The sequence below is a fragment of the Blautia sp. CGZ-1-C1 genome (assembly GCF_056504575.1).
Map to the genome: position 1 here is coordinate 31,240 of NZ_JBWLUT010000026.1, position 21,308 is coordinate 52,547.

At 42.3% G+C, this 21,308-nt stretch carries 20 protein-coding genes and 1 pseudogene; 1 reads left to right on the top strand and 20 read right to left on the bottom strand.

From position 1 onward, the window contains the following. Positions 1-6: 6 nt before the first annotated feature. From rplM to AC058W_RS01505, 13 genes are all read right to left on the bottom strand, one after another. A complete protein-coding gene (gene rplM / locus AC058W_RS01445) occupies positions 7-435 on the bottom strand; it encodes a 50S ribosomal protein L13 (RefSeq protein WP_117677246.1) in 429 nt (142 codons plus the stop codon). 255 nt (positions 436-690) lie between these two features. Beyond that, positions 691-1,431 carry a tRNA pseudouridine(38-40) synthase TruA gene (gene truA, locus AC058W_RS01450; RefSeq protein WP_008705977.1) on the bottom strand — a complete coding sequence of 247 codons (741 nt, stop codon included), beginning with the start codon at positions 1,429-1,431 and terminating at the stop codon, positions 691-693. A 289-nt stretch (positions 1,432-1,720) separates the two neighbouring features. After that, positions 1,721-2,524: an energy-coupling factor transporter transmembrane component T family protein gene (locus tag AC058W_RS01455; protein WP_118630313.1), complete on the bottom strand. Its 804-nt coding sequence runs from the start codon at positions 2,522-2,524 to the stop codon at positions 1,721-1,723. Continuing rightward, positions 2,521-3,429 (bottom strand): energy-coupling factor transporter ATPase, encoded by a 909-nt coding sequence (locus tag AC058W_RS01460; RefSeq protein ID WP_117677248.1) that lies wholly within the window; start codon positions 3,427-3,429, stop codon positions 2,521-2,523. The genes AC058W_RS01455 and AC058W_RS01460 overlap by 4 nt, the downstream gene beginning before the upstream one ends. After that, positions 3,420-4,265, bottom strand: a complete 846-nt coding sequence (locus AC058W_RS01465; RefSeq protein ID WP_117677277.1) for an energy-coupling factor transporter ATPase — start codon at positions 4,263-4,265, stop codon at positions 3,420-3,422. The genes AC058W_RS01460 and AC058W_RS01465 overlap by 10 nt, the downstream gene beginning before the upstream one ends. Before the next feature lie 100 nt (positions 4,266-4,365). Then, positions 4,366-4,971: a ribosome biogenesis GTP-binding protein YihA/YsxC gene (gene yihA / locus AC058W_RS01470; RefSeq protein ID WP_117677249.1), complete on the bottom strand. Its 606-nt coding sequence runs from the start codon at positions 4,969-4,971 to the stop codon at positions 4,366-4,368. 110 nt (positions 4,972-5,081) lie between these two features. Continuing rightward, complete coding sequence (lon, locus tag AC058W_RS01475) at positions 5,082-7,397, bottom strand: endopeptidase La (protein ID WP_118247526.1); 2,316 nt, start codon at positions 7,395-7,397, stop codon at positions 5,082-5,084. Positions 7,398-7,417: 20 nt separating this feature from the next. Further along, a complete protein-coding gene (clpX, locus tag AC058W_RS01480) occupies positions 7,418-8,737 on the bottom strand; it encodes an ATP-dependent Clp protease ATP-binding subunit ClpX (RefSeq protein ID WP_117677251.1) in 1,320 nt (439 codons plus the stop codon). A gap of 132 nt (positions 8,738-8,869) precedes the next feature. Continuing rightward, complete coding sequence (gene clpP, locus AC058W_RS01485; RefSeq protein ID WP_008705991.1) at positions 8,870-9,451, bottom strand: ATP-dependent Clp endopeptidase proteolytic subunit ClpP; 582 nt, start codon at positions 9,449-9,451, stop codon at positions 8,870-8,872. Between the two features lie 94 nt (positions 9,452-9,545). Next, on the bottom strand, positions 9,546-10,832 hold the full coding sequence (gene tig, locus AC058W_RS01490; RefSeq protein WP_117677252.1) for a trigger factor: 1,287 nt from the start codon (positions 10,830-10,832) through the stop codon (positions 9,546-9,548). Between the two features lie 406 nt (positions 10,833-11,238). Then, positions 11,239-11,799, bottom strand: coding sequence for a DJ-1 family glyoxalase III (locus tag AC058W_RS01495; protein WP_117677253.1), 561 nt, complete (start codon positions 11,797-11,799; stop codon positions 11,239-11,241). A 122-nt stretch (positions 11,800-11,921) separates the two neighbouring features. Next, positions 11,922-12,500 (bottom strand): zinc-binding metallopeptidase family protein, encoded by a 579-nt coding sequence (locus AC058W_RS01500; RefSeq protein ID WP_479389617.1) that lies wholly within the window; start codon positions 12,498-12,500, stop codon positions 11,922-11,924. A 34-nt stretch (positions 12,501-12,534) separates the two neighbouring features. Beyond that, a complete protein-coding gene (locus tag AC058W_RS01505; protein WP_479389618.1) occupies positions 12,535-13,419 on the bottom strand; it encodes an amidohydrolase in 885 nt (294 codons plus the stop codon). Between the two features lie 140 nt (positions 13,420-13,559). On the opposite strand from AC058W_RS01505, the gene AC058W_RS01510 reads away from it, so the two are divergent. Further along, entirely contained in the window at positions 13,560-14,015 is a 456-nt protein-coding gene (locus tag AC058W_RS01510; RefSeq protein WP_055058348.1) for a CYTH domain-containing protein, read from the top strand. Positions 14,016-14,191: 176 nt separating this feature from the next. On the opposite strand, the gene proC is transcribed toward AC058W_RS01510, so the two are convergent. From proC to AC058W_RS01545, 7 genes and pseudogenes are all read right to left on the bottom strand, one after another. Next, positions 14,192-14,986, bottom strand: coding sequence for a pyrroline-5-carboxylate reductase (gene proC, locus AC058W_RS01515; RefSeq protein ID WP_118138018.1), 795 nt, complete (start codon positions 14,984-14,986; stop codon positions 14,192-14,194). 132 nt (positions 14,987-15,118) lie between these two features. After that, the gene (gene dtd, locus AC058W_RS01520) at positions 15,119-15,565 is read right to left on the bottom strand and encodes a D-aminoacyl-tRNA deacylase (protein ID WP_008706007.1); all 447 of its coding nucleotides are present in this window, start codon (positions 15,563-15,565) and stop codon (positions 15,119-15,121) included. 429 nt (positions 15,566-15,994) lie between these two features. Next, positions 15,995-16,621, bottom strand: a complete 627-nt coding sequence (locus AC058W_RS01525) for a lactate utilization protein (protein ID WP_178762217.1) — start codon at positions 16,619-16,621, stop codon at positions 15,995-15,997. A 147-nt stretch (positions 16,622-16,768) separates the two neighbouring features. Next, entirely contained in the window at positions 16,769-18,136 is a 1,368-nt protein-coding gene (locus AC058W_RS01530) for a DUF6034 family protein (protein ID WP_479389619.1), read from the bottom strand. Between the two features lie 123 nt (positions 18,137-18,259). Continuing rightward, the gene (locus tag AC058W_RS01535) at positions 18,260-19,543 is read right to left on the bottom strand and encodes a sensor histidine kinase (RefSeq protein WP_119242519.1); all 1,284 of its coding nucleotides are present in this window, start codon (positions 19,541-19,543) and stop codon (positions 18,260-18,262) included. 5 nt (positions 19,544-19,548) lie between these two features. Next, positions 19,549-20,208 (bottom strand): response regulator transcription factor, encoded by a 660-nt coding sequence (locus AC058W_RS01540; RefSeq protein WP_025581106.1) that lies wholly within the window; start codon positions 20,206-20,208, stop codon positions 19,549-19,551. A 516-nt stretch (positions 20,209-20,724) separates the two neighbouring features. Then, a pseudogene (locus AC058W_RS01545) lies at positions 20,725-21,308 on the bottom strand (DUF4179 domain-containing protein); the annotation flags it as partial.

The following is a 21,308-nucleotide window of genomic DNA, read 5'->3' on the forward strand; positions in this document are numbered from 1 at the left end:
TCCTAATTAAAATGTTAAAGCTTCTGGTTTCTGAGCTTCATGTTTGTGTTCCGGTCCTGCATATACGAAAAGTTTCTTGTACATGCTTCTTCCTAAAGGTCCTTTTGGAAGCATACCTTTAACTGCGAGCTCGATAACTCTCTCAGGTTTCTTTGCTAACATTTCTTTTAATGTGGTTTCTCTCATACCACCTACATAATCGGAGTGATTGTAGTAGATTTTCTGCTCTAATTTCTTACCTGTAACTTTGATCTTGTCAGCGTTTACGATGATTACATAATCACCTGTGTCTACGTGTGGTGTAAACTGTGGTTTATTCTTTCCTCTTAAAACGCTTGCTACTCCGGAAGCCAGACGGCCAAGAGTGCATCCATCAGCGTCAACTACATACCATTTTCTTTCGATTTTATCTGGATTAGCCATATAAGTCTGCATGGTTTTACCTCCTGTTATTTATCAACGATAGTTTAATTAACCGCGGAATTTCCCGCGAATATAAGTTATTGGAAACGCCGGTGCTAAAAAACGCGGAAATGTCCGAAACCGCTGATAAATACTTTCGCCTGGGCTATTGGCTTAAGCATTTCGCACTACGTCACATTTGGTTATTATATTATAATGACCTGTTTCTGTCAATAGATTTTATGTCGTTTTTTCAACTTTTTTCGTTACTCCCCCTTTTTTTATTTTCTAGTCAAAAAATTCAATTCCCATTAATGTGAGTCCCTGCGCCGGTGCTGTCGGGCCTGCCATTTCGCGGTTGCAGGCTTCCAGGATCGTTTTTACTCTTTCCGGTGGATACTGTCCGTTTCCTACCTCGATCAGGGTTCCGGAAATGATGCGGACCATGTTGTAGAGAAATCCTGTTCCTGTCACACGAATGGTTACGATGTCTCCGTCACGCCATACATCAATTCCTGTCACTGTGCGGATGGTGGTTTTTACCTGTGCTTTTGCACCGCAGAAAGAGGCAAAATCATGCTGTCCTATCAGATATGAGGTTGCAGCCTTCATCTTATCTACGTCTAGTTTATAGTGATAGAAATATGTGTATAACCGCTCTGTAGGAACCGGAAATTTGCGGTTCAGAATGCGGTATTCATACGTTTTCTCGCTGTCACAGTAACGAGGATGGAAATCCGGCTCTACTTCTTCAGAAAGCTGAATGCGGATATCCTCAGGAAGCCGCTGGTTAAGTGCATAGGAAATTTTTTCTCCAGGGATACGAGTGTTAGTGTCAAATACCGCCACGTTTCCCATAGCATGAACACCTGCGTCTGTACGGCTTGCACCAATCGTTTCTATTTTTTCGCCAAGAAGTTCTGACAGGGTATCATTTAATACCCCCTGCACGGTAATTCCGTTTGGCTGTGTCTGCCATCCACAGTAGTTTGTACCGTCATATGCAACTACAAGTCCAATTCTTTTCATCTGTTTTCCTCCATAAACAATATGCTGCAACCCACTCTATCGGATCACAGCATATAAATGATATCAGGGTCAAAAGGTCAGAAAGTCGTTCGTGTTTGCACGATAAGACTTTTGAACTTGGGACCCGCCAAACATGAGGAAGTAACGATTTACGTAGTAAATCTGCGGATTCCGAATGTTTGAGAATTGCGGGAGCTGCTTTGCAGCGGAGCAATTCGTAGATATCAAGTTAGGGGCAAAAGACCTTTTGACCCTAACATCATATAAATATCATTATAAAAAGTAAAAATCAAATTCCCACGACTCTGAATACAATCGCAATTCCCAGATAAGCAAACATCACCACATACGCAATATAGTCTCTGCTTTCATAATGCAGAGGTTTCATCTGGGTTCTGTTGTCTCCGCCGTGATAGCATCTTGCTTCCATCGCCATTGCCAGATCGTTGGCTCTGCGAAATGCGGAAATAAACAGCGGTACCAGAAGTGGAATCATGTTCTTAGCTTTCTGGATCAGATTTCCGTTTTCAAAATCTGCGCCACGTGCAATCTGTGCTTTCATGATCTTATCTGTCTCTTCAAGAAGAATCGGGATAAATCTTAATGCAATGGACATCATCATGGCAATCTCATGGATTGGTACATGAAGTTTATTCAGTGGTCTGAGCAGACGTTCCAAACCGTCTGTAAGCTGATTTGGCGTGGTTGTCAGTGTCATAACGGAAGAACCAATCACAAGATAAGTCAGGCGGATAGCCATTCTTCCGGCAAGTTTCAGGCCTTCTTCTGTTACATGAAAGATTCCCCACTGCCAGAGAACTTTTCCTGGAGTCAGCAGGATGTTAAATACTACAGTGATCATAAGCAGCATTACGATTGCTTTCAGTCCCTTGAACATGAATTTCGGCGGAACTTTTGAGATTATGATCATGCCTGCCAGAAATAAAGTTGCTACTGCATATCCCGGAAATGTATGAAATACAAATACAGAAATAATAAATACAAGTGTACCTACCAGCTTCGCTCTTGGGTCCATTCTGTGAAGAACAGATTTGGCAGGATAGTACTGTCCTAATGTAATGTCTCGGATCATGCTTCCTGTCCTCCCTTATTTTCCTTCTCATCTGTACGGAGCAGCTTCTCCGGAGCAGTCTTTTTCAGCACTGCCAGAATATTCTCTTTCGCTTCCTCCACCGTAGTTGCGGTCACATCTACATCCAGTCCTTTTTCTTTGAGAGCATGCATGATATATGTGATCTGAGGAGCTGCAAGTCCCATAGCTTCCAGTTCTCTGTAATGGGCAAATACTGCCTTCGGCGCATCATCATAGGCTATTTCTCCATCATTGACTACGATCAGTCTCTCCGCATATTTGGCAATATCCTCCATACTGTGAGATACAAGGATAATCGTAATTCCTCTTACTTTATGAAGCTCTGCAATCTGATCAAGGATATCATCCCGCCCTTTCGGATCCAGACCTGCAGTCGGCTCGTCCAGAATGAGAATTTTCGGGTTCATAGCCAGAACTCCGGCAATCGCAACTCGTTTCTTCTGTCCACCTGAAAGTTCAAACGGAGATTTGCTATAATTTTCTTCCTTAAAACCTACATGCTGCAATGCTTTCTTAGCTTCTACTTCTGCCTCTTCTCTGGACAGTCCCTGATTCATCGGTCCAAAGCAGACATCAGAAAGGACATCATTCTCGAAAAGCTGATGCTCCGGATACTGAAATACCAGGCCTACCTCACTTCGCAGTGCACGGCGGTCGTATTTCTCTCCCCAGATATCCTCTCCATTGTATGTGATCGTACCGGAAGTCGGACGGATCAGTGCATTAAAATGCTGGATCAGGGTAGACTTTCCGCTTCCTGTATGCCCGATAATTCCAATAAACTGTCCATCCGGAATAGAAAGATTTACATCTTTTAGCGCATGGATTTCATAAGCAGTTCCCGGACTGTAAGTGTATGTTACATTCTTTAATTCTATAGACATAAGGCATTCACCAGCTCCTCTGTAGTCAGTATTCCCTCCGGAATATCCACTCCGGCTTTATGAAGTTCATGTGCCAGAAGTGTTACCTGTGGCACATCCAGTCTGTATTCCTTCAGAGTCTCCACCTGAGAAAAAATCTCCTTCGGTGTTCCCTGCATCACTACTTCTCCGCTGTCCATCACATATACTTTATCTGCGCGTACAACCTCTTCCATATAGTGTGTGATCAGAATTACAGTCACTCCCTCCTGCTTATTAAGATCACTGACTGCCTCCAGAACTTCCTTTCGTCCATTCGGATCAAGCATCGCAGTTGGCTCATCCAGAATGATGCATTTCGGGCGCATTGCCATCACACCGGCAATAGCAACTCTCTGCTTCTGACCTCCGGAAAGCTTATTCGGAGAATGATAACGATAAGAGGTCATGCCTGTCTTTTTCAGGCTCTCATCTACTCGCTCCCAGATTTTCTCTGTCGGCACTCCCATGTTCTCCGGTCCGAAACCTACATCTTCTTCTACCACAGTTCCTATGATCTGATTGTCAGGATTCTGAAAAACCATGCCCGCTTTCTGGCGGACTTTCCATAATTCCGGCTCTTTAGACGTGTCAATCCCATCTACCCATAACGTCCCTTCCGTCGGAATGAGAAGCGCATTCAAATGCTTTGCAAGAGTAGATTTTCCAGAACCATTATGTCCCAGAATAGCCACGAATTGTCCGGCTTCAATGTCCAGGTTTACATCATTGACAGCACGCTGCGTATCCTGCACGTTGCCATCTTCATCATACTTGAGATAGTCAAATCCCAGCTTGAACGCCTTGATAATTCCCATAATATTTTTGTCCTCGTATTTGTATTCACTGTCCATTTTATTCCCAGAAAATGTACTCTGCAATCAACGGACAGCAACTATTCAGTAACATTTTATTTTCTCAGGCTTCTTCAGTAGCTGCCAGTCCGGTCAACTCATCGATCAGAGTCCAGATTTCATCTCTTCCCTGCTTTGTTTCAGCAGAAAAAGGAATGATGATGCCATCTTTGCTCAGCTTCAGCCCTTCTTTGATTGCTTTGATATTCTTCTGAACCTGGCTTCGTTTGAGCTTGTCAAGCTTGGTCGCTATAATGATCGGCTCATAACCATTATTCAGGATCCAGTCATACATCATCTTGTCATTTGCAGATGGATCATGACGGATGTCAATGAGAAGAAAAACAGCTTTGAGATCTTTGGATGTATGAAGATATCTCTCGATCATCTTGCCCCATTTTTCTTTCTCAGACTGTGAAACCTTTGCATATCCATAGCCAGGCAGGTCTACCAGATACATAGTTTCATTGATATTGTAAAAGTTAATGGTCTGTGTTTTTCCCGGCTGCGCACTTGTTCTGGCAAGAGATTTCCGATTCATCAGTCCGTTGATCAGAGATGATTTTCCTACATTTGATTTTCCTGCAAATGCAACCTCCGGTCTGTTGGTATCCGGAAGCTTACTGGTGATACCACAGACGATATCTAATGATACATTCTTAATAACCATTGATTTCCTCGCTTTTATTTTCACAGCAAAGAGTCAGTCATTTCCCAGACTGGCTCTTTGTTTGCTGTTCACTTCGATTCTGAGTAATGCTCTTTATCATTACTGTGTTATCAGGATACAAGTGCTTTATTCAGTACTTCTTTCATAGAACTTACAAATGTGATAGTAAGTCCGTCTGTGATTTCTTTATCTAATTCCTGAATATCCGGCTTATTCTCTGCCGGTACTAATACTTCTTTGATCTTCGCATATTTTGCGGCAAGAAGTTTCTCTTTTAAACCACCGATTGGAAGTACTCTTCCTCTCAGTGTAATCTCACCGGTCATGGCAAGGTCTGCTCTTACCGGCTTCTTGATAATAGCGGAAAGAATGGCAGTTGCCATGGTAATACCCGCGGATGGTCCGTCTTTTGGCACTGCTCCCTCCGGAATGTGCACATGAATATCGTTTTCCTGGAAAAATTCCGGTTCTACTTTATAATCTGAAGCAATGGAGCGAATGTAAGTGATTCCCGCCTGTGCAGACTCCTTCATCACATCGCCAAGCTGTCCGGTAAGCATAAGCTCGCCTTTTCCTGGCATTACATTGACCTCGATCTGAAGTGTATCTCCACCTACCTGTGTCCATGCAAGACCACGTGAAATACCAATCTCATCTTTCTTATTTGCCATAAGATAATTGAAATGTTCTTTTCCAAGAAAATCTGACAGGTTCTTAGAAGTAATTGTGACTTTTTTCTTATCTTCTTCCATGATCAATCGCGCAGTTTTTCTGCAGATCTGACCAATGGTTCTCTCCAGATTTCGAACTCCGGCTTCTTTTGTATAATTATTGATGATCTTCTTAAGGGCTGCTGTCTGAATCGTCAACTTTCCTTTCTCGATACCATTCTCTTCCATCTGTTTTGGAATCAGATGTTCTTTTGCAATGTGCTCTTTCTCATTCTCTGTGTAGCCTGCGATCTCGATCAGTTCCATACGGTCAAGAAGAGGTCTCGGGATTCCCTGAACATCATTTGCAGTGGCAATAAACAGTACCTCTGAGAGATCCTGTGGAACTTCTATATAATGATCCAGAAATCTGCTGTTCTGCTCCGGATCAAGCACCTCAAGAAGCGCTGCTGAGGTATCTCCTTTGTAATCACTGCTGGTCTTATCGATTTCATCAAGAAGCATCAGTGGATTACTTACGCCTGCCTGCTGTAATGCAGCTGTGATTCTACCTGGCATAGCACCTACATAAGTTTTTCTGTGACCACGGATCTCTGCCTCATCTCGTACACCGCCCAGACAGATGCGCACATATTTCTTATGCATAGCTTCTGCAATGGACTTGGCAATAGATGTCTTACCTGTTCCCGGAGGTCCCACGAGACAGAGAATCGGGCTTTTCCCTTTATGTGTCAGTTTACGGACAGAAAGGAATTCCATCACGCGCTCTTTTACATCTTTTAATCCGTAATGACCATCCTGGAGTACTTTCCAGGCTTCTTTCAGATCATCGGAATCCACAGATTTCTTATCCCATGGAAGCGACAGCATTGTCTCAATATAACCACGGAGTACCGCATTCTCAGAAACATTGGTGTTGGTATTCTTAAATCTCTCGATCTCCTTGCTGATCTTCTCTTTTACTTCATCACTGGCCTGAAGCTCCTGAAGCTTCTTCTTAAACTCCTCTGCATCATCTGCAGTATTGTCTTCTCCCAGTTCTTCACGGATCAGTTTCAGCTGTTCTCTTAGAATATATTCTCTCTGATTCTTATCGACTCTGGCTTTCACTTTCTTCTGAAGATCTCTGCCAATCTGCATGATCTCAATCTCATTACTTAAGATCGCACCCAGAACTTCATAGCGTTCTTCCAGTGTCAGTGCTTCCAGAATCTTCTGTTTATTCTGATAAGACAGCGGAATATTTACCGCGATCTGCTCAACAAGTTCCTCTATATTCTCTATATTTAAAATCTGTGCTACCAGCTCTTTGCTGACTTTTCCATTCTCCATGCAGTATCTGTGAAATAATTCTTTCAGACTCCTGTGCATGGCTTCCATCACTGGCTCAGGCATCTGCATTTCTTCTTCATCAACCGGTGTGATCTCTGTTTTAATAAATGGAAATTCCTGCTCAAATTTCACAAGTGTGGCGCGTCCTGTTCCTTCTACAAGTACGCGCAGAAGGTTCTGAGGAAGCTTCACAACCTGCTTGATATAAGCGATAGTTCCTACGCGGTACACGCCTGCCAGATCCGGTGTCTCCACCTCAGGATCAATCTGTGTTACCAGAAAAATCTTCTGGTCATGAAGCATGGCTGCTTCAATCGCCTTGACAGAGCGTTCCCGGCTTACGTCAAAATGAACGATCATCCCCGGAAGAATCGTTGTTCCCCTGAGGGCGATCGCCGGCAGCACCATATTCTGATTTGTCATTTATTGTTCAGTCCCTTTCATCAGGCTGTTTCCGGCTTGTCTTTCTTATGTGTCCGGGACGATCTTCTGCTTCCGGCTGTCTTCGCCTTTGCAGGAGCTTCTCCGCGGACGATCTCCGGCTCACCGGTGCCTTCTACTACATCTTTTGTAATTATGCACTTACGAATTGTATCATCTGACGGAATCTTATACATCAGATCCATCAGTGAACCTTCCATGATTGCACGAAGTCCTCTGGCTCCAGTCTTACGTTCCAGAGATTTCTTCGCAACAAGCTGCAGCGCATCATCTTCGAAATTAAGCTCAACGCCATCCAGCTCAAATAATTTATGATACTGTTTGGTAAGTGAGTTCTTCGGCTCTTTCAGAATGCTGATCAGTGCATTCTCATCAAGGGCATCCAGAGTTACAACTACCGGCACACGTCCGATAAACTCAGGAATCAGACCGAATTTGATAAAGTCTTCCGGCATTACATCCTTCAGAACTTCTCCTACATTCCTCTCTTCTTTTACGGAAACTTCTGCTCCAAAACCGATAGACTTGGTGTCCTGTCTGGACTCAATGATCTTCTCGATTCCGTCAAAAGCACCACCACAGATAAACAGGATATTGGTCGTATCAATCTGGATGAATTCCTGATGCGGATGCTTACGTCCACCCTGCGGAGGAACGCTTGCAACTGTTCCCTCAAGGATTTTTAAGAGAGCCTGCTGTACACCTTCTCCTGAAACATCACGTGTAATAGATGCATTTTCAGATTTTCTCGTGATCTTATCAATCTCGTCGATATAGATAATTCCATACTGTGCACGCTCAATGTCATAATCTGCCGCCTGAATGATCTTGAGAAGAATATTCTCAACATCTTCACCTACATAACCGGCCTCTGTCAGTGTTGTGGCATCTGCGATAGCAAATGGTACATTCAGAAGTCTTGCAAGTGTCTGGGCGAGTAATGTCTTACCGGAACCTGTTGGGCCAAGCATCAGAATATTACTCTTCTGAAGCTCTACCTCGGAATTTCTGGATGCAAGGATTCTCTTGTAGTGATTATAAACAGCAACGGCAAGAGCTTTCTTCGCAGCATCCTGTCCGATTACATAATCATCCAGAACTGCATGGATTTCTTCCGGTTTCAGAAGATTGATATCAGAGTTCATGATTTCACTGTCATCATAAGGATTTAATTCCTCTTCCATGATTTCTGAACAGATCCCAATACATTCATCACAAATGAATGCTTTACCATCCGGACCTGCGATCAGTTTTCTTACCTGGTCTTCTGTCTTCTGGCAAAAGGAACATCTTATTTTTCCTTCTCTCATCTTTTCTGCCATGAATTTATGTCTATCCTTTCTAAATTTGATTTAAAAAAGAATCCTGCTTTGCAGGATTCTCCGCCTGCGGCGGGTCGCTTTAGTGATATAATAAGACTCCTGTGATGATTCACAGGAGTCTTATCTTTCGCATTATTTATGCATGACTACACCGTCAATCAGTCCATATGCCTTTGCTTCTTCAGCAGTCATATAGTTGTCCCGATCTGTATCACGCTCAACAACTTCTATCGGCTGACCGGTATTTGCAGCCAATAATTCATTTAAAGTTCTCTTTGTCTGTGCGATATGATCCGCCACGATCTGGATCTCTGTTGCCTGACCCTGTGCACCACCGGATGGCTGATGGATCATGATTGTAGAATGCGGAAGAGCAAATCTCTTGCCCTTTGCACCTCCTGCCAGAAGAAATGCTCCCATGCTGGCAGCCATTCCAAGACAAATGGTGGAAACATCGCATTTGATGTACTGCATGGTATCATAAATTGCCATGCCGGCTGTTACGGAACCGCCCGGGCTGTTGATATACAGCTGGATATCTTTACCAGGATCTTCTGCTTCCAGGAAAAGAAGCTGTGATACGATCAGTCCTGCACTCACATCATTTACTTCCTCACCCAGAAAAATAATTCTGTCTTTCAGAAGCCTTGAATAGATGTCGTAGCTTCTCTCTCCCCTGCTTGTCTGTTCAATGACATAAGGTACTAAACTCATATAAACGCCTCCATTTTCGCGGCTGACTTTTTTCCGGGAAGAAGAAACAGATAAGTCTGCCTCTCTCCCGTATTAAAATTTGATTACTTTAAAATTAAACTTCTTTAGCAGCGTCAGCGATAACAGTAACTGCTTTCTGAACAGCCATGTCTTTCTTCATCTGCTCAAGTTCACGCTCTCCAAGTAATTCTTTTAACTTGTCAGCTTCCATTTTGTATGCTTCAGCCATCTTGGAGATTTCTTCATTTACTTCTTCCTCTGTTGGCTGAATGTTCTCAACTTCTGCAACTTTCTCAAGAACCAGTCTTGTCTGGATTCTCTTTAATGCCTGTGGTTTCATGTCTTCCATCATCTTCTCAGCTGTCATGCCTGTGAACTGGAAGTACTGATCCATGGATAATCCCTGAGACTGCATTCTTCTGCTGAAGTCATCAAGCATCTGACGGCACTGTGTCTGAAGCATAGCTTCCGGAATATCCATCTGTGCATTTTCGATTGCTTTATCTACTGCAGCATCTTCTTTTGCACGTTTTGCTTCGTTTTCTTTTCTTTCTACAAGGTTTGTCTTAATGTGTTCTTTGTACTCTGCAAGTGTATCGAACTCAGAAACATCTTTTGCAAAATCGTCATCCAGTTCCGGAAGTTCTTTTGCTTCGATTTTCTTAACCGCGCATTTGAAGATTGCTTCTTTACCGGCAAGTTCTTTTGCCTGATATTCTTCAGGGAATGTAACTTTAACATCTACATCATCGCCAACTTTAGCGCCAACAAGCTGATCCTCGAATCCCGGGATGAATGTGTTGGAACCAAGTGTCAGAGGATATTCTGTAGCCTGTCCGCCGTCAAATGGTACTCCGTCTACGGATCCTTCGAAGTCGATTGTTACAACATCCTGTAACTGAGCTCCGCGGTCTTCTACGTTGATTGTTCTGGAGTTTTTCTCCTGCTCTTTCTTGATCTCAGCATCTACGTCTTCATCTGTTACTGTGATCTCAGTCTTCGGTACTTCTACACCTTTGTAGTCACCTAATGTAACTTCCGGTTTAGTAGCTACTTCTGCTGTAAAGATAAATGCTTTTCCCGGCTCAGCCTGTGTGATGTCGATTGTTGGCTGGGAAACGATCTCAAGTTCGCATTCAGCTAAAGCTTTGCTGTAGTGTTCCGGAATCAGAGCGTTAACAGCATCTTCAAGGAATACTCCTTTTCCATACATCTGCTCGATCATTTTTCTTGGAGCTTTTCCTTTACGGAATCCAGGAATGGAGATTCTTCCTTTTGCTTTCTGATATGCGTTCTGCATAGCTTTCTCTAAATCTTCAGCGGCAACTTCGATAGTAAGTTTCGCCATGTTTTTTTCCATTTTTTCCACCTGTAAACTCATGTTACGTGTTCCTCCTTAATTTTCAGGTTATAATTTGCGACTGGTTTTTTCAGCTGCGTTATATCATTCACAGTTTTTACCTATTTCTATATATTCAAGTCTAAGCTCCGCTCCCACCATTTACAGAAGCGGGAGAGTCACTGTTCACTCCGTGCCCAGTAACACGCTTCGCGATGCACAGAATTTATGCTATCGCATAAATTCGCGCGATATGTCTCGGGTTTTCCGTGAACTCCGTTCACAAAAAACACCTCGCGGAATATTCCCCGTGGACAGTAACGCAAAAGGCCTGTCTATAACTTAATTATATATTTACAGTCATTGTAGCAGTATAGCACAAAAAAACTAAAAGTGCTAGTGTTTTTTCGCAGAAAATTCGCGGAAATACAAGGTTTCTGCGGATTCTTTAGCGTTTGTATACTATGGACTCTGCGATTTCGTCTGCTTTTTCTTTGCTTTCAAGCTGTTCGATGATGGAAAGTGCGAAATCTATGGCTGTTCCAAGACCTCGGCTGGTAGTGATATTTCCATCTGTTACTACACTGTCTTCACTGGTCTGGGCGCCATCTTTGGCAATGACTTCCATGAATGACGGGTAGGATGTGGCTTTTTTGTCTTTGAGGAAACCAAGTCCTGAGAATACGCTTGGAGCTGCGCAGATGGCTGCGATTTTTTTGCCTTTGTTGTTGAAATCTGTCAGGAGGTCGGTGAGTGGTTTGTATGCTGCAAGGTATTTTGTTCCTGGCATTCCACCTGGGAGAACGAGGATATCGGCATCGGTGAAGCTGGTTTCTGTAAATGTTGTGTCAGTGAGCATGGTGATGCCGTGGGATGTCTGGATCTGGGTGGTTTCTTTGATGGATACGGTTTTGATGTCGATTCCGGCGCGGCGGAGAAGGTCTACTACGGTGAGACCTTCGATGTCTTCGAATCCGTCGGCCAGGAAGATGTATGCTTTTTTGCTCATTTTTTGAGGTACCTCCTGGGTGATTTTTATTGGATTGTTCTATAGCAATTCTATAGTATTGTCTATTGTATTTCTGAAAAGGATTATAGCATTTTTTATGCTTAGTTACAATGTTTTAAAATCTACCAGATTTCTGGAATCAGATCTTCAGGTAAGGGGTTTGGATATGTTTCTCCATCTAAGGTCTCTATCAGCTCTTTTTTAGCATCTTCTACCAGTTTTGGAGTTTGCAAGAAATCTATAGCGGTGAGAGCCATGATTTTGGCGGCATAGAGCATTCCTTTGTGGGCAATGGTGGATCTGCCCTGGGCGACTGCCTGCCAGGAGTGGAGGGCGGTTCCGGCGGCGAATGTGGGGATGTTAAGGTGGACGGTTGGAACAATCCAGCTTACGTCACCTACATCGGTGGAGTATTTGAGGTCGCTGTACAGGTTTTGGTAGGCGATTGGCTGGAAGATTGGTTTTTTCATGGCTTCGGCGGCGTTTGATCCAAAGTAGTCCCGGGCAATTGCAGGGAGTTGGTTTTTGTCCTGATCTGAGAGGGACTGTTGGAATTTCTGAGCGTAGGCATATTCCTGCTCTGTATATGGAATTGGGCCGAGTTTTTCCAGGTAGGTGTTCATATGGTCTGCAAGGATTTTACTGGAGATTAAGTTGGAATAGGCAGCCACCTGGCGAATTTCTACGGTGGTTTCGGTCATGAGGGCAGCGCCTTTGGCTATGTTACATACGCGGTTATAGAGTTCTTTTACCTGAGTGATCTTCGGGGCGCGGATAGCATAGAGTACCTGAGCTCTGGACTGGACTACGTTTCGGGGCATCTCCGCCTGTGTCGGTGATGGCATAATGGATTCTGGCTTCGTCTATCATGTGTTCACGCATGTAGTTTACGCCTACGTCCATTAATTCTACTGCATCCAGTGCGGAGCGGCCCAATTCCGGACACATGGAGGCGTGGGCCGGGGTTCCATGAAATGTGAAGAACACTCTGAAGTTTGCCTTTGTGCTTCCGTAGCATGCGCGTCGTCCCTGCTCCGGGTGCCAGCAGAGGGCGAGGTCACAGTCATTGAAATAGCCGTCGCGTACGAGAAATGCTTTACCTCCGGCATTCTCTTCAGCAGGACAGCCGTAGTAGCGGATTGTTCCTTTCAGCTTGTGTTCTTTCATGAAGTCTTTTAATGCGATGACGGAGGCAAGGGTACCTGTTCCGATAAGCTGGTGACCGCAGCCATGGCCACAATTATCAGTATGTCCTGAATCTGGATTTTGTTTCTTTTCCCTTTCCTGAATGCTTTCATATTTTGAATCTGATATTTTTTCTTCCGGGATTCTCTCGGCAGCATCTGCTTTCTGCGAAAGTTCCGGCAGAGCATCGAACTCGCCAAGAAATCCTATAACCGGTTTTCCGGAACCGTATTCTGCAATAAATGCCGTTTCCTCACCTGCCAGATTTGATTTTATGGAAAATTCCTCTTCCTTTAATGACTGCTGAAGTAATTCAGAGGATTTATATTCCTGAAATCTGGGTTCTGCATACTCCCAGATTTTATTGCTGATTTCAGCATAATATTCTTTTTTATCTTCAATTTTTTCTGATATTTCTTTTATGTATTCATCCATATATTTTTCCTCCTGTCCCATGCTATTTCCTACTTTCTTTATCACAAAATTTTTATATTTTATTGTCTTTCTGTCTATGCTATTATCATTATAGCACACAATAAAAAACCGACACACTTTCAACGGAGGAACTGAATGAAATGGAAATCGAACGTAAATTTTTAATATCCAAGGAAAACCTGCCTGCAGATCTTGATGCTTATCCACATCATAAACTTGAACAGGGCTATTTATCCACTGCACCGGTAGTCCGTATCCGCAAAGAGGATGATAACTACTATCTTACCTATAAATCCAAAGGTCTTATGACCCGTGAGGAATATAATCTTCCACTTACAAAAGAATCCTATGAACATATGCGTCCAAAAGCTGACGGAATTCTCATTTCCAAAACACGCTATCTTATCCCGGAAAAAGATGGACTCACCATTGAACTGGATGTATTTGATGCTCCTTATGAAGGACTCTATCTCGCAGAAGTGGAATTTTCTTCTGAAGAACAGGCACTCAGTTATAATCCACCTGTATGGTTTGGCGAAGATGTTACGAACTCCGGTAAATATCATAACAGTCGTCTGAGTCAAGGAAATTTATAATAAAACAGCTTCGAAATATTGTTCTGTTAATATGTATTTGCAGGAATTGTAGTAACTCTTAGGTTCTGGAAATTCGCGTTATAAAAAATCCGCTCACTGTCTGAGCCGCTTTGCGGCGAGTTTGAGCGGATTTTTTATGGTTTTAGCGGATTTTCAGAGCCTTAGAGTTACTGAGATTACATCTTTTTACCTTTTTCAGCAGCTCCATTCAGAGCTTCAAAAACAGCACTTCTGAATCCATTCTGTTCCAGGATTCTTACCCCCTCAATGGTACTTCCGGCCGGTGAACATACCATATCCTTCAGTTCTCCCGGATGCATGCCTGTTTCCAGTACCATTTTTGCGCTTCCAAGTAAAGCCTGTGCAGCAAACTGATAAGCCTGTTTTCTTGGCATTCCCTGGGCTACCGCAGCATCTGCCATTGCTTCTATGAACATAAAAACATATGCAGGTGAACATCCGCTTACAGCACTTACTGCGTCCATCAGACGCTCCGGAACTACTTCTGTACGTCCAAAGCTGTCTGTGATCTCACAGATCTGAGCCAGTTCTTCTGCCGATACTTTCTCATTGGCACATACGCCTGTCATCCCCTCACCAACCTGAGCAGGAGTATTCGGCATCATTCTTACCACGTTCAGAGGCTGTCCACATTTTTCTTCTAACCAGGCAAGAGTTTTCCCCGGTGCAATACCTACGACTGTGTGTTCCGGTGTCAGTTCACCTTTTACTTCATTCAGCACTTCTTCATAAAACTGTGGTTTCACTGCCAGGAAAACCAGTTTTGTGTTTTTTACCACTTCATGGTTATCCAGGGTTGTAACCACTCCCAGCTTTTCTCTGCTTCGTTTACTTCCTTCTTCTGTAAGATTGGAAACAATAATCTCATCTTTTTTATAAAGTCCTTTTTTCAGCATACCACTGATCATGGCAGAAGCCATATTTCCGCATCCGATAAATCCGATTTTCATAAATCTGCTCCTCTCTTGCAATTCCTGTTGTTTTCTGATAATTTATAACTGCTTTTTTCATATCTTTTTCTTGTTATAGATAATGATAATCATCCAGCAATCTGCCGTAAAATACTGAACAGTTACAGATAATTATAATTCATTACTGTCCAATATGACTGTAAAGGGACCGTCATTCACAAGCTCCACTTTCATATCTGCCCCAAATTCTCCCTGCTCAACAATATCAATGTGTTCTTTGCATCTGGCAATTATGTATTTGTACAGATTTTCAGCCATATCAGGGGCCCCTGCTCTTATAAAGGAAGGTCTGTTTCCTCTTTTACAGTCAGCATATAATGTGAACTGGGAAATAAGCAGAAGACTTCCGCCCACCTCCTTCAGGCCAAGGTTTGTCTTACCGTTTTCATCTTCGAAAATACGCATATTAACCATTTTATGGATCATTTTATCTGCAATTTCAACGGTATCTTCCTCTCCTACTCCGATAAGAACCATAAAGCCCTTGCCTATCTGACCTCGTACTTCACCATTAATTGTCACTTTTGAATGCATTACTCTCTGAATTACAAAACGCATAATTCACTCTCCTTAATCAACGGATTTCTGTTTGTTGATAGCATAGCACATTTTTATCCGTTTTTCTATTGTAAAGTATCCCTTACGGCTGTTATCTCAAAATTTTATTACTCGCACTCGTCACTCCATTCTCAGTAATGCTGCACAATTTCCTTCATCATCTTATAATAAACCGGGATCAAAAGTGCACAGGCTCCGATCCATGCCATTGGACTGGCAATACATACAGATATATATCGCCGCATGGATATTATATTAGGATTCTGTGTCAGAAACCATTCCGGTATTGATTTACATGATACAGATATTGACTTTTTCAGACCTATTGTTTTCCAAAAAAGAACAGCCCCTTTGACTTATTATGCGTCAATGAGACTGTTCTTTTTTATTATTTGTGTTCAATCGAAGCCAGGGACTTACTTGATTTGGTTACATCCCAAGTGTGTCATTTACCAGAATCACATGGATTCTGTCTTTATGTCTGGAATATCTGGTGATCAGAAACTGACAGCAAATGGTATCCGGGGATTTGCAGTCAAAGCATTTTCCGGTTTCCTTACATGGAGTTTTGATATCAAATCTCTGTGCATTAGCTGTAGCTGCTACATTTCTGGCACGCTTCATTGCACTGTCAAGATCTGGACAGACTTTGTTTATACCTACAATAAAAATTACTTTTTTCGGGCCCTGGGCGATGCAGGATACACGGTTGGAATTGCCATCAATATTGACAAGGACGCCATCATCTGTGACTGCGTTGGCACTGGATAAAAAGAAATCTGCATCATAGGCTGCCATAAGTCCCTCACGAGGCTCAAGCTTTGCGCGGTCAATATAATTATAATCTCCATCCTGCAGAGCTTTGACCAGACCGATCTCATGTGCACTCATGCATCCGCCCATGGCGATTGTGCTTCCGTTTGGGATCAGTTCCAGGGCCTGCTTTAATGCTGTTTCTTTATCTTTTGCATAATACCCGGACATATTGCGGGATTCCAGTCCCTTAATCACTGTTTTTGCCAAAAGTTCATTTCTTTTTTTCATGTTTGCATCCATTGTTGTGTCCTCCTTAATATCTGGAGCATGCAGATTGTAGAAATTATTTCCAAACACGCTCTGGTTTTAATTGTTGTCCCAATCATACCATATTTCCGGTTTCATTTCTATTTTAACCAGATAAACACTGCACTTTTTTATTACCGTTTATTCACATTCTCCAATACCACCAGGAAACGTAGTCGATGATCCGCCCTGTACTCTTTGTACGACACTGCCATCTCGTGCATCGATTGTGAGAAGCGGTACACCGATGCGATCCATAGTAACGCTGTCTATACCCATTTCATCACCGCCATCTGCATAGGCCGGTTCCTGGGAATTCCAGGTTCCATAGAAATCCCACACCGGAATCAGACTTCCCTCTGTGCTGCTGTTGCCCTCCCGCACGCGCATATATCCAAGCTGGACTTTTGTTATCATCATCTCAACACTCTGTGCATCAATAGAGGGATAACGGCTGAAACTTATGCCACCTACTGCCGGCAGACGGTTTTCCTGTTCTGTCATAATCTGCATGGTGATTGTTTTTTCGAAAATATCTTTGATTTCATCAAATGGCAGAAGAAACAATGCTTCGTCCGAAGCATCTGATACCTCAATTGGATCACTGTGTTGGAAACTCTGAAGTGTTCCGCTGCAGAAAATCATTGTCAGCGATTCATTATCCCACACATCGCACTTCGCTTCATGAAAATTATCGTCTTCATCTATCCAGGGACGGGATAATTCATCATATGGCAGATAAGAATTCCGTATATAATTAACAGGTACACCATCGACCATTCTTTCAAAGAAAAAAGAGGTCTTTTCCAAAGTGCAGTTTTCTTCTGTGAGTTCTTTTGATGCACTGTCAAACAGGTGCCATTCTCCAGAAACAATATCCTTTACATAATTTTCTGCGCCGTCATCAGTCATATTCTGATTTCCTGCTTTTATATAATTCTGAAATCGTTCTGCTCTTTGTTTTTTCTCATCCTGAGACATATTTTCTTCGTTCACATCATCAAACGCAGCATATTTTTCCCAAAAACTAAATGCTTCTAAATCGGGGAATGTACCTGTATACTGGTACGTCAGTCCATCCACCTCATATGTTTCTGCCAATCCATCATAGTCTTGTTTCAACAATTGCCCTTTGGCAAAAGTATCCAGTACTTTCTGTGGCTCTTCTTCAGAAATTGTCGCTTTTTTTACATTTTTCAGACATATGGCATCCACATCCGGCACTTCCACCGGTGCATCGGCTGTCAGGGTAAATTTCATAGGATTTTCCTGATCTGTTCGCTCTGAGGATCTTAAATCCGACTGAATGGTTGTCTGATAGGTTTCCGGAGCCTGAACCTGTTCAGCGACTGTTTTCTGAACTGTTTCTTTCTCTTTGTTTTCCTCTTTCTTTGCAGCAGTCTTATCCTTTTCTTCTACAACAGCAGAATGAACGACCTTATCACATCCTGATATTGTAAAAAGATTCATACATAAAAAAGCTCCCAGAAATATTTTTACTTTCTTCATTTCTTTCTCATCCTTTCTTAATTTGTCAAAAAAGGTACCCTCTTCATATGAGAAAAGAGTACCATACTGTCTTTCCAATGTATTCATCAAGATGTAAACAAGTTGTAAATTCCATCTGCTAGATCAGGTTAATTCTTTATCTTTTTTATCAAATATTACTCTTACTTTCGTTCCTGTTCCAAGCTGGCTTGTGATGTCCAGTCTGCCTCCATGAACTTCTGCGATTTTTACACATAACGCAAGTCCAAGTCCTGCTCCGCCCTCCTGGCGGCTTCTGGATTTGTCTACCATGTAAAAAGCTTCCGTAATTTTTCCCAGTTCTTCCTGTGGTATTCCCCGACCGTTGTCTGCAACTTCCAGAATTTTCCTACCCGATTCTTTATATGCTTTTACGGTAATACGACCTCCTGCTTCTGTAGCACGGAGAGCGTTATCTATCAAATTTACAAGAAGACTTTCCATTAATTCATCATCCATTTTCATAGAAAAATCTTCGTATTCTGTCTGTAATTGTATCTGTCTCTGCGCTGCCTGTTCTGCCTCTAGCTGAACTACATGTTCCAGCAGTTCTCCTATAGAGTGTGACTCCATTTTTATTGAATCATTCTGATGGAGCCCCAGCATCTGGAGCATTTTTCCGGAAAGTTTTTCAAGTCTTTTTCCCTCACGGCTGATATGTTCCAAGGCACGGTCTTTTTGTTCATCGTTTAGTTTTACATGCCGCAGAGTATCTGAATATCCAATAATAGAAGTAAGAGGTGTTTTCATTTCGTGGGCAAGTGCTCCCATAAGCATTTCCTGTTTTCCGGCTACTTCCTGCAGTTTTTCCATTTGCTGTACGGTCCGCTTCATCATTAGATAGATAAACAGACCAGCAATGCAAAATACTGCCAGATAGATTCCCAGGAACCAGGCTGCCGTCTGTCTCAGTTCCATAAACATAGAAGTAACATCACGGACTGAAAGTATTTCGTAACCCTCTGGATTTGTAAGCAGCGCATGCTGTAAAAGTAAGTATTTGTGATTCAGTTTCTGGATTTTGTACCCATAGGAATCCGTTTTGTTGTTTAAACCGAGATTATCCATGCTGACAATCTCATAATCTGTGCGGTTTACTACGGCTTCTTTACTTTCGGAACTAATGAGGAGCATTTTCTCACCGCAGCATCTCAGAAACTGGAATTCCAGATAAGATTTTTTTCCCGTTTCTGACATCTGCTCATATTTACTGTTGTCCCAGAATTGTTCCAGGAGATTTTTTCCATTTGCAAGCTGTCGTCCATAGGTTTCAGCAGCATTATTCAGGCTTCTTTTTCCTGTGACATACAGGCTCAGGACACCGACCGGTATCAGAGAGCACAAAAGTGTTATCAGCATAAGTGCTACTGTCCGTTTCCACAACTTCATAGCGGTTAGTCCTCCAGTCGATAGCCAAGTTTTGGGATTGTTTTTATTTCATCGTACAACTCCAGTTTCTTGCGGAGCTGGCCGATATGCACGTCTACAGTTCTGCTCTCTCCCAGATATTCTTCGCCCCAGACACGTTTTAATAGTTCTTCTCTTCCAAGTGCGATGTTTTTGTTCTGTAAGAGCAGGATAAAGAGATCGTATTCCAGTGGTTTCAGGTTTACGGGAATCCCATCTTTCAGAATCTGATGGCTCTGGAGATCTGCCTGAATATTTTTGATTGTGAGAATTCTCTTTGCACGGCCGGTTCTTTCAAGGATTTTTTCAATCCGTACAAGAAGTTCCAACATTTCGAAAGGCTTTACCATATAATCTTCTGCACCGAGTTTCAGGCCTTTTACTTTGGATGCTACGTCATCTTTTGCAGTAAGGTAGATCACCGGGAGATTCTTTGCGCGGAAATCTTCCATCAGAGCAAAGCCATCTTTGCCGGGAAGCATAATATCGACAACTGCAAGGTCTGCATCTTCATTCCATAGCAATAGGCGCTGGGCTTCTATTCCGTCGTAGGCGGCTACTGTTTCGTATCCAGCTATGGTTAGGTTCATACATAATAATTCGGAAATTGCTCTGTCATCTTCGATTACCAGGATTTTGTTTTTCATTTTGGGATCACCTCGATTAGTTTATGGAAATAGTATAACGTTTCGAAGATGTAACGTCTACAAAGATATATATTTTACTTCATTAGTCATACTATTCTATCCACTCATATACCAGATAATCAACCCCTGCATCTATCATAACAGGGGCATCTGAATGCAACTTAGTTATAATCGAACAGTATCCTACATTATGGTACAAATATTCCAGACGTTTGCGGGGTAATTTTGTAATTTTCCTGGTATTCTGGCGTATATAGCATTCTTTATTTAAGATTCGTTTTAAAGTTTTACTACACTTATATACAGAAAAGTCTTCTGGATTACTTAGATGATATTTCAAAATCAAATTCCTGATGTTTGGGCTAAGTTTTCTGACAGAATCATAATAGGATGTATCATTGTCAAAGGTAAATATCAGCCATTTGTGCTCTATACGGATTTTTTTAATTATACAATCATGTGGTACCGGGATTGTCGGCAGAACATCTTTGTTTAAATAATATGTCTTCTTCATTTTCATCTTATCTGTACTGTAAACTTGTCTCCTATTGGTATTGCGTCATCTGTGGGGCTTTCTCCCTCATTATATACATAGCCTGCAGATTCTACGTAGACATCATCTGAGGAATCTTTATCTGTTTTTTCTTCGAATACCTGGTGGGCTGTATCGTTTTTTACTTCATATAATTGTAATGTGATTAATTTTGCTTCCGGAGAGATTTCTTTGTAGCCGGTGAATTCAGGGTCTATGGTTTGTTGGAATGCAGTTTCTTCGCCATTTCTTCCTGTCTCCTGATAGCAGATTTTGTTTCCCTGATCGTCTGTTCCGATCAGATAATAGTCACTGTCAATATACACTGTTCCATCATATGTTCCGTAAATTGTACTTTCGAATGGATTCCATCTGAATTCTGTAAGGTTGAGAATGTTGGAATCGAATTTAATGTTCTGATCCAGATTTATATCTACGGTGTTTTTCTCCAGCTCTTCTTTTGATGTTGTGAGTTTAAATGTATAAGGTTGTGTATTGGCCTGTATTTTCTGGATGTTTTCCCATGTTTCGGCATCAGACATTGCGATCGACCATACTTTGAACTCTA

Coding starts and splice junctions, on each gene's coding strand:
- rplM (WP_117677246.1), bottom strand. CDS start 435: ATGCAGACTTATATGGCTAATCCAGATAAAATCGAAAGAAAATGGTAT.
- truA (WP_008705977.1), bottom strand. CDS start 1,431: ATGAAAAGAATTGGACTTGTAGTTGCATATGACGGTACAAACTACTGT.
- AC058W_RS01455 (WP_118630313.1), bottom strand. CDS start 2,524: ATGATCCGAGACATTACATTAGGACAGTACTATCCTGCCAAATCTGTT.
- AC058W_RS01460 (WP_117677248.1), bottom strand. CDS start 3,429: ATGTCTATAGAATTAAAGAATGTAACATACACTTACAGTCCGGGAACT.
- AC058W_RS01465 (WP_117677277.1), bottom strand. CDS start 4,265: ATGGGAATTATCAAGGCGTTCAAGCTGGGATTTGACTATCTCAAGTAT.
- yihA (WP_117677249.1), bottom strand. CDS start 4,971: ATGGTTATTAAGAATGTATCATTAGATATCGTCTGTGGTATCACCAGT.
- lon (WP_118247526.1), bottom strand. CDS start 7,397: ATGACAAATCAGAATATGGTGCTGCCGGCGATCGCCCTCAGGGGAACA.
- clpX (WP_117677251.1), bottom strand. CDS start 8,737: ATGGCAGAAAAGATGAGAGAAGGAAAAATAAGATGTTCCTTTTGCCAG.
- clpP (WP_008705991.1), bottom strand. CDS start 9,451: ATGAGTTTAGTACCTTATGTCATTGAACAGACAAGCAGGGGAGAGAGA.
- tig (WP_117677252.1), bottom strand. CDS start 10,832: ATGAGTTTACAGGTGGAAAAAATGGAAAAAAACATGGCGAAACTTACT.
- AC058W_RS01495 (WP_117677253.1), bottom strand. CDS start 11,799: ATGAGCAAAAAAGCATACATCTTCCTGGCCGACGGATTCGAAGACATC.
- AC058W_RS01500 (WP_479389617.1), bottom strand. CDS start 12,500: ATGACCGAAACCACCGTAGAAATTCGCCAGGTGGCTGCCTATTCCAAC.
- AC058W_RS01505 (WP_479389618.1), bottom strand. CDS start 13,419: ATGGATGAATACATAAAAGAAATATCAGAAAAAATTGAAGATAAAAAA.
- AC058W_RS01510 (WP_055058348.1), top strand. CDS start 13,560: ATGGAAATCGAACGTAAATTTTTAATATCCAAGGAAAACCTGCCTGCA.
- proC (WP_118138018.1), bottom strand. CDS start 14,986: ATGAAAATCGGATTTATCGGATGCGGAAATATGGCTTCTGCCATGATC.
- dtd (WP_008706007.1), bottom strand. CDS start 15,565: ATGCGTTTTGTAATTCAGAGAGTAATGCATTCAAAAGTGACAATTAAT.
- AC058W_RS01525 (WP_178762217.1), bottom strand. CDS start 16,621: ATGGATGCAAACATGAAAAAAAGAAATGAACTTTTGGCAAAAACAGTG.
- AC058W_RS01530 (WP_479389619.1), bottom strand. CDS start 18,136: ATGAAGAAAGTAAAAATATTTCTGGGAGCTTTTTTATGTATGAATCTT.
- AC058W_RS01535 (WP_119242519.1), bottom strand. CDS start 19,543: ATGAAGTTGTGGAAACGGACAGTAGCACTTATGCTGATAACACTTTTG.
- AC058W_RS01540 (WP_025581106.1), bottom strand. CDS start 20,208: ATGAAAAACAAAATCCTGGTAATCGAAGATGACAGAGCAATTTCCGAA.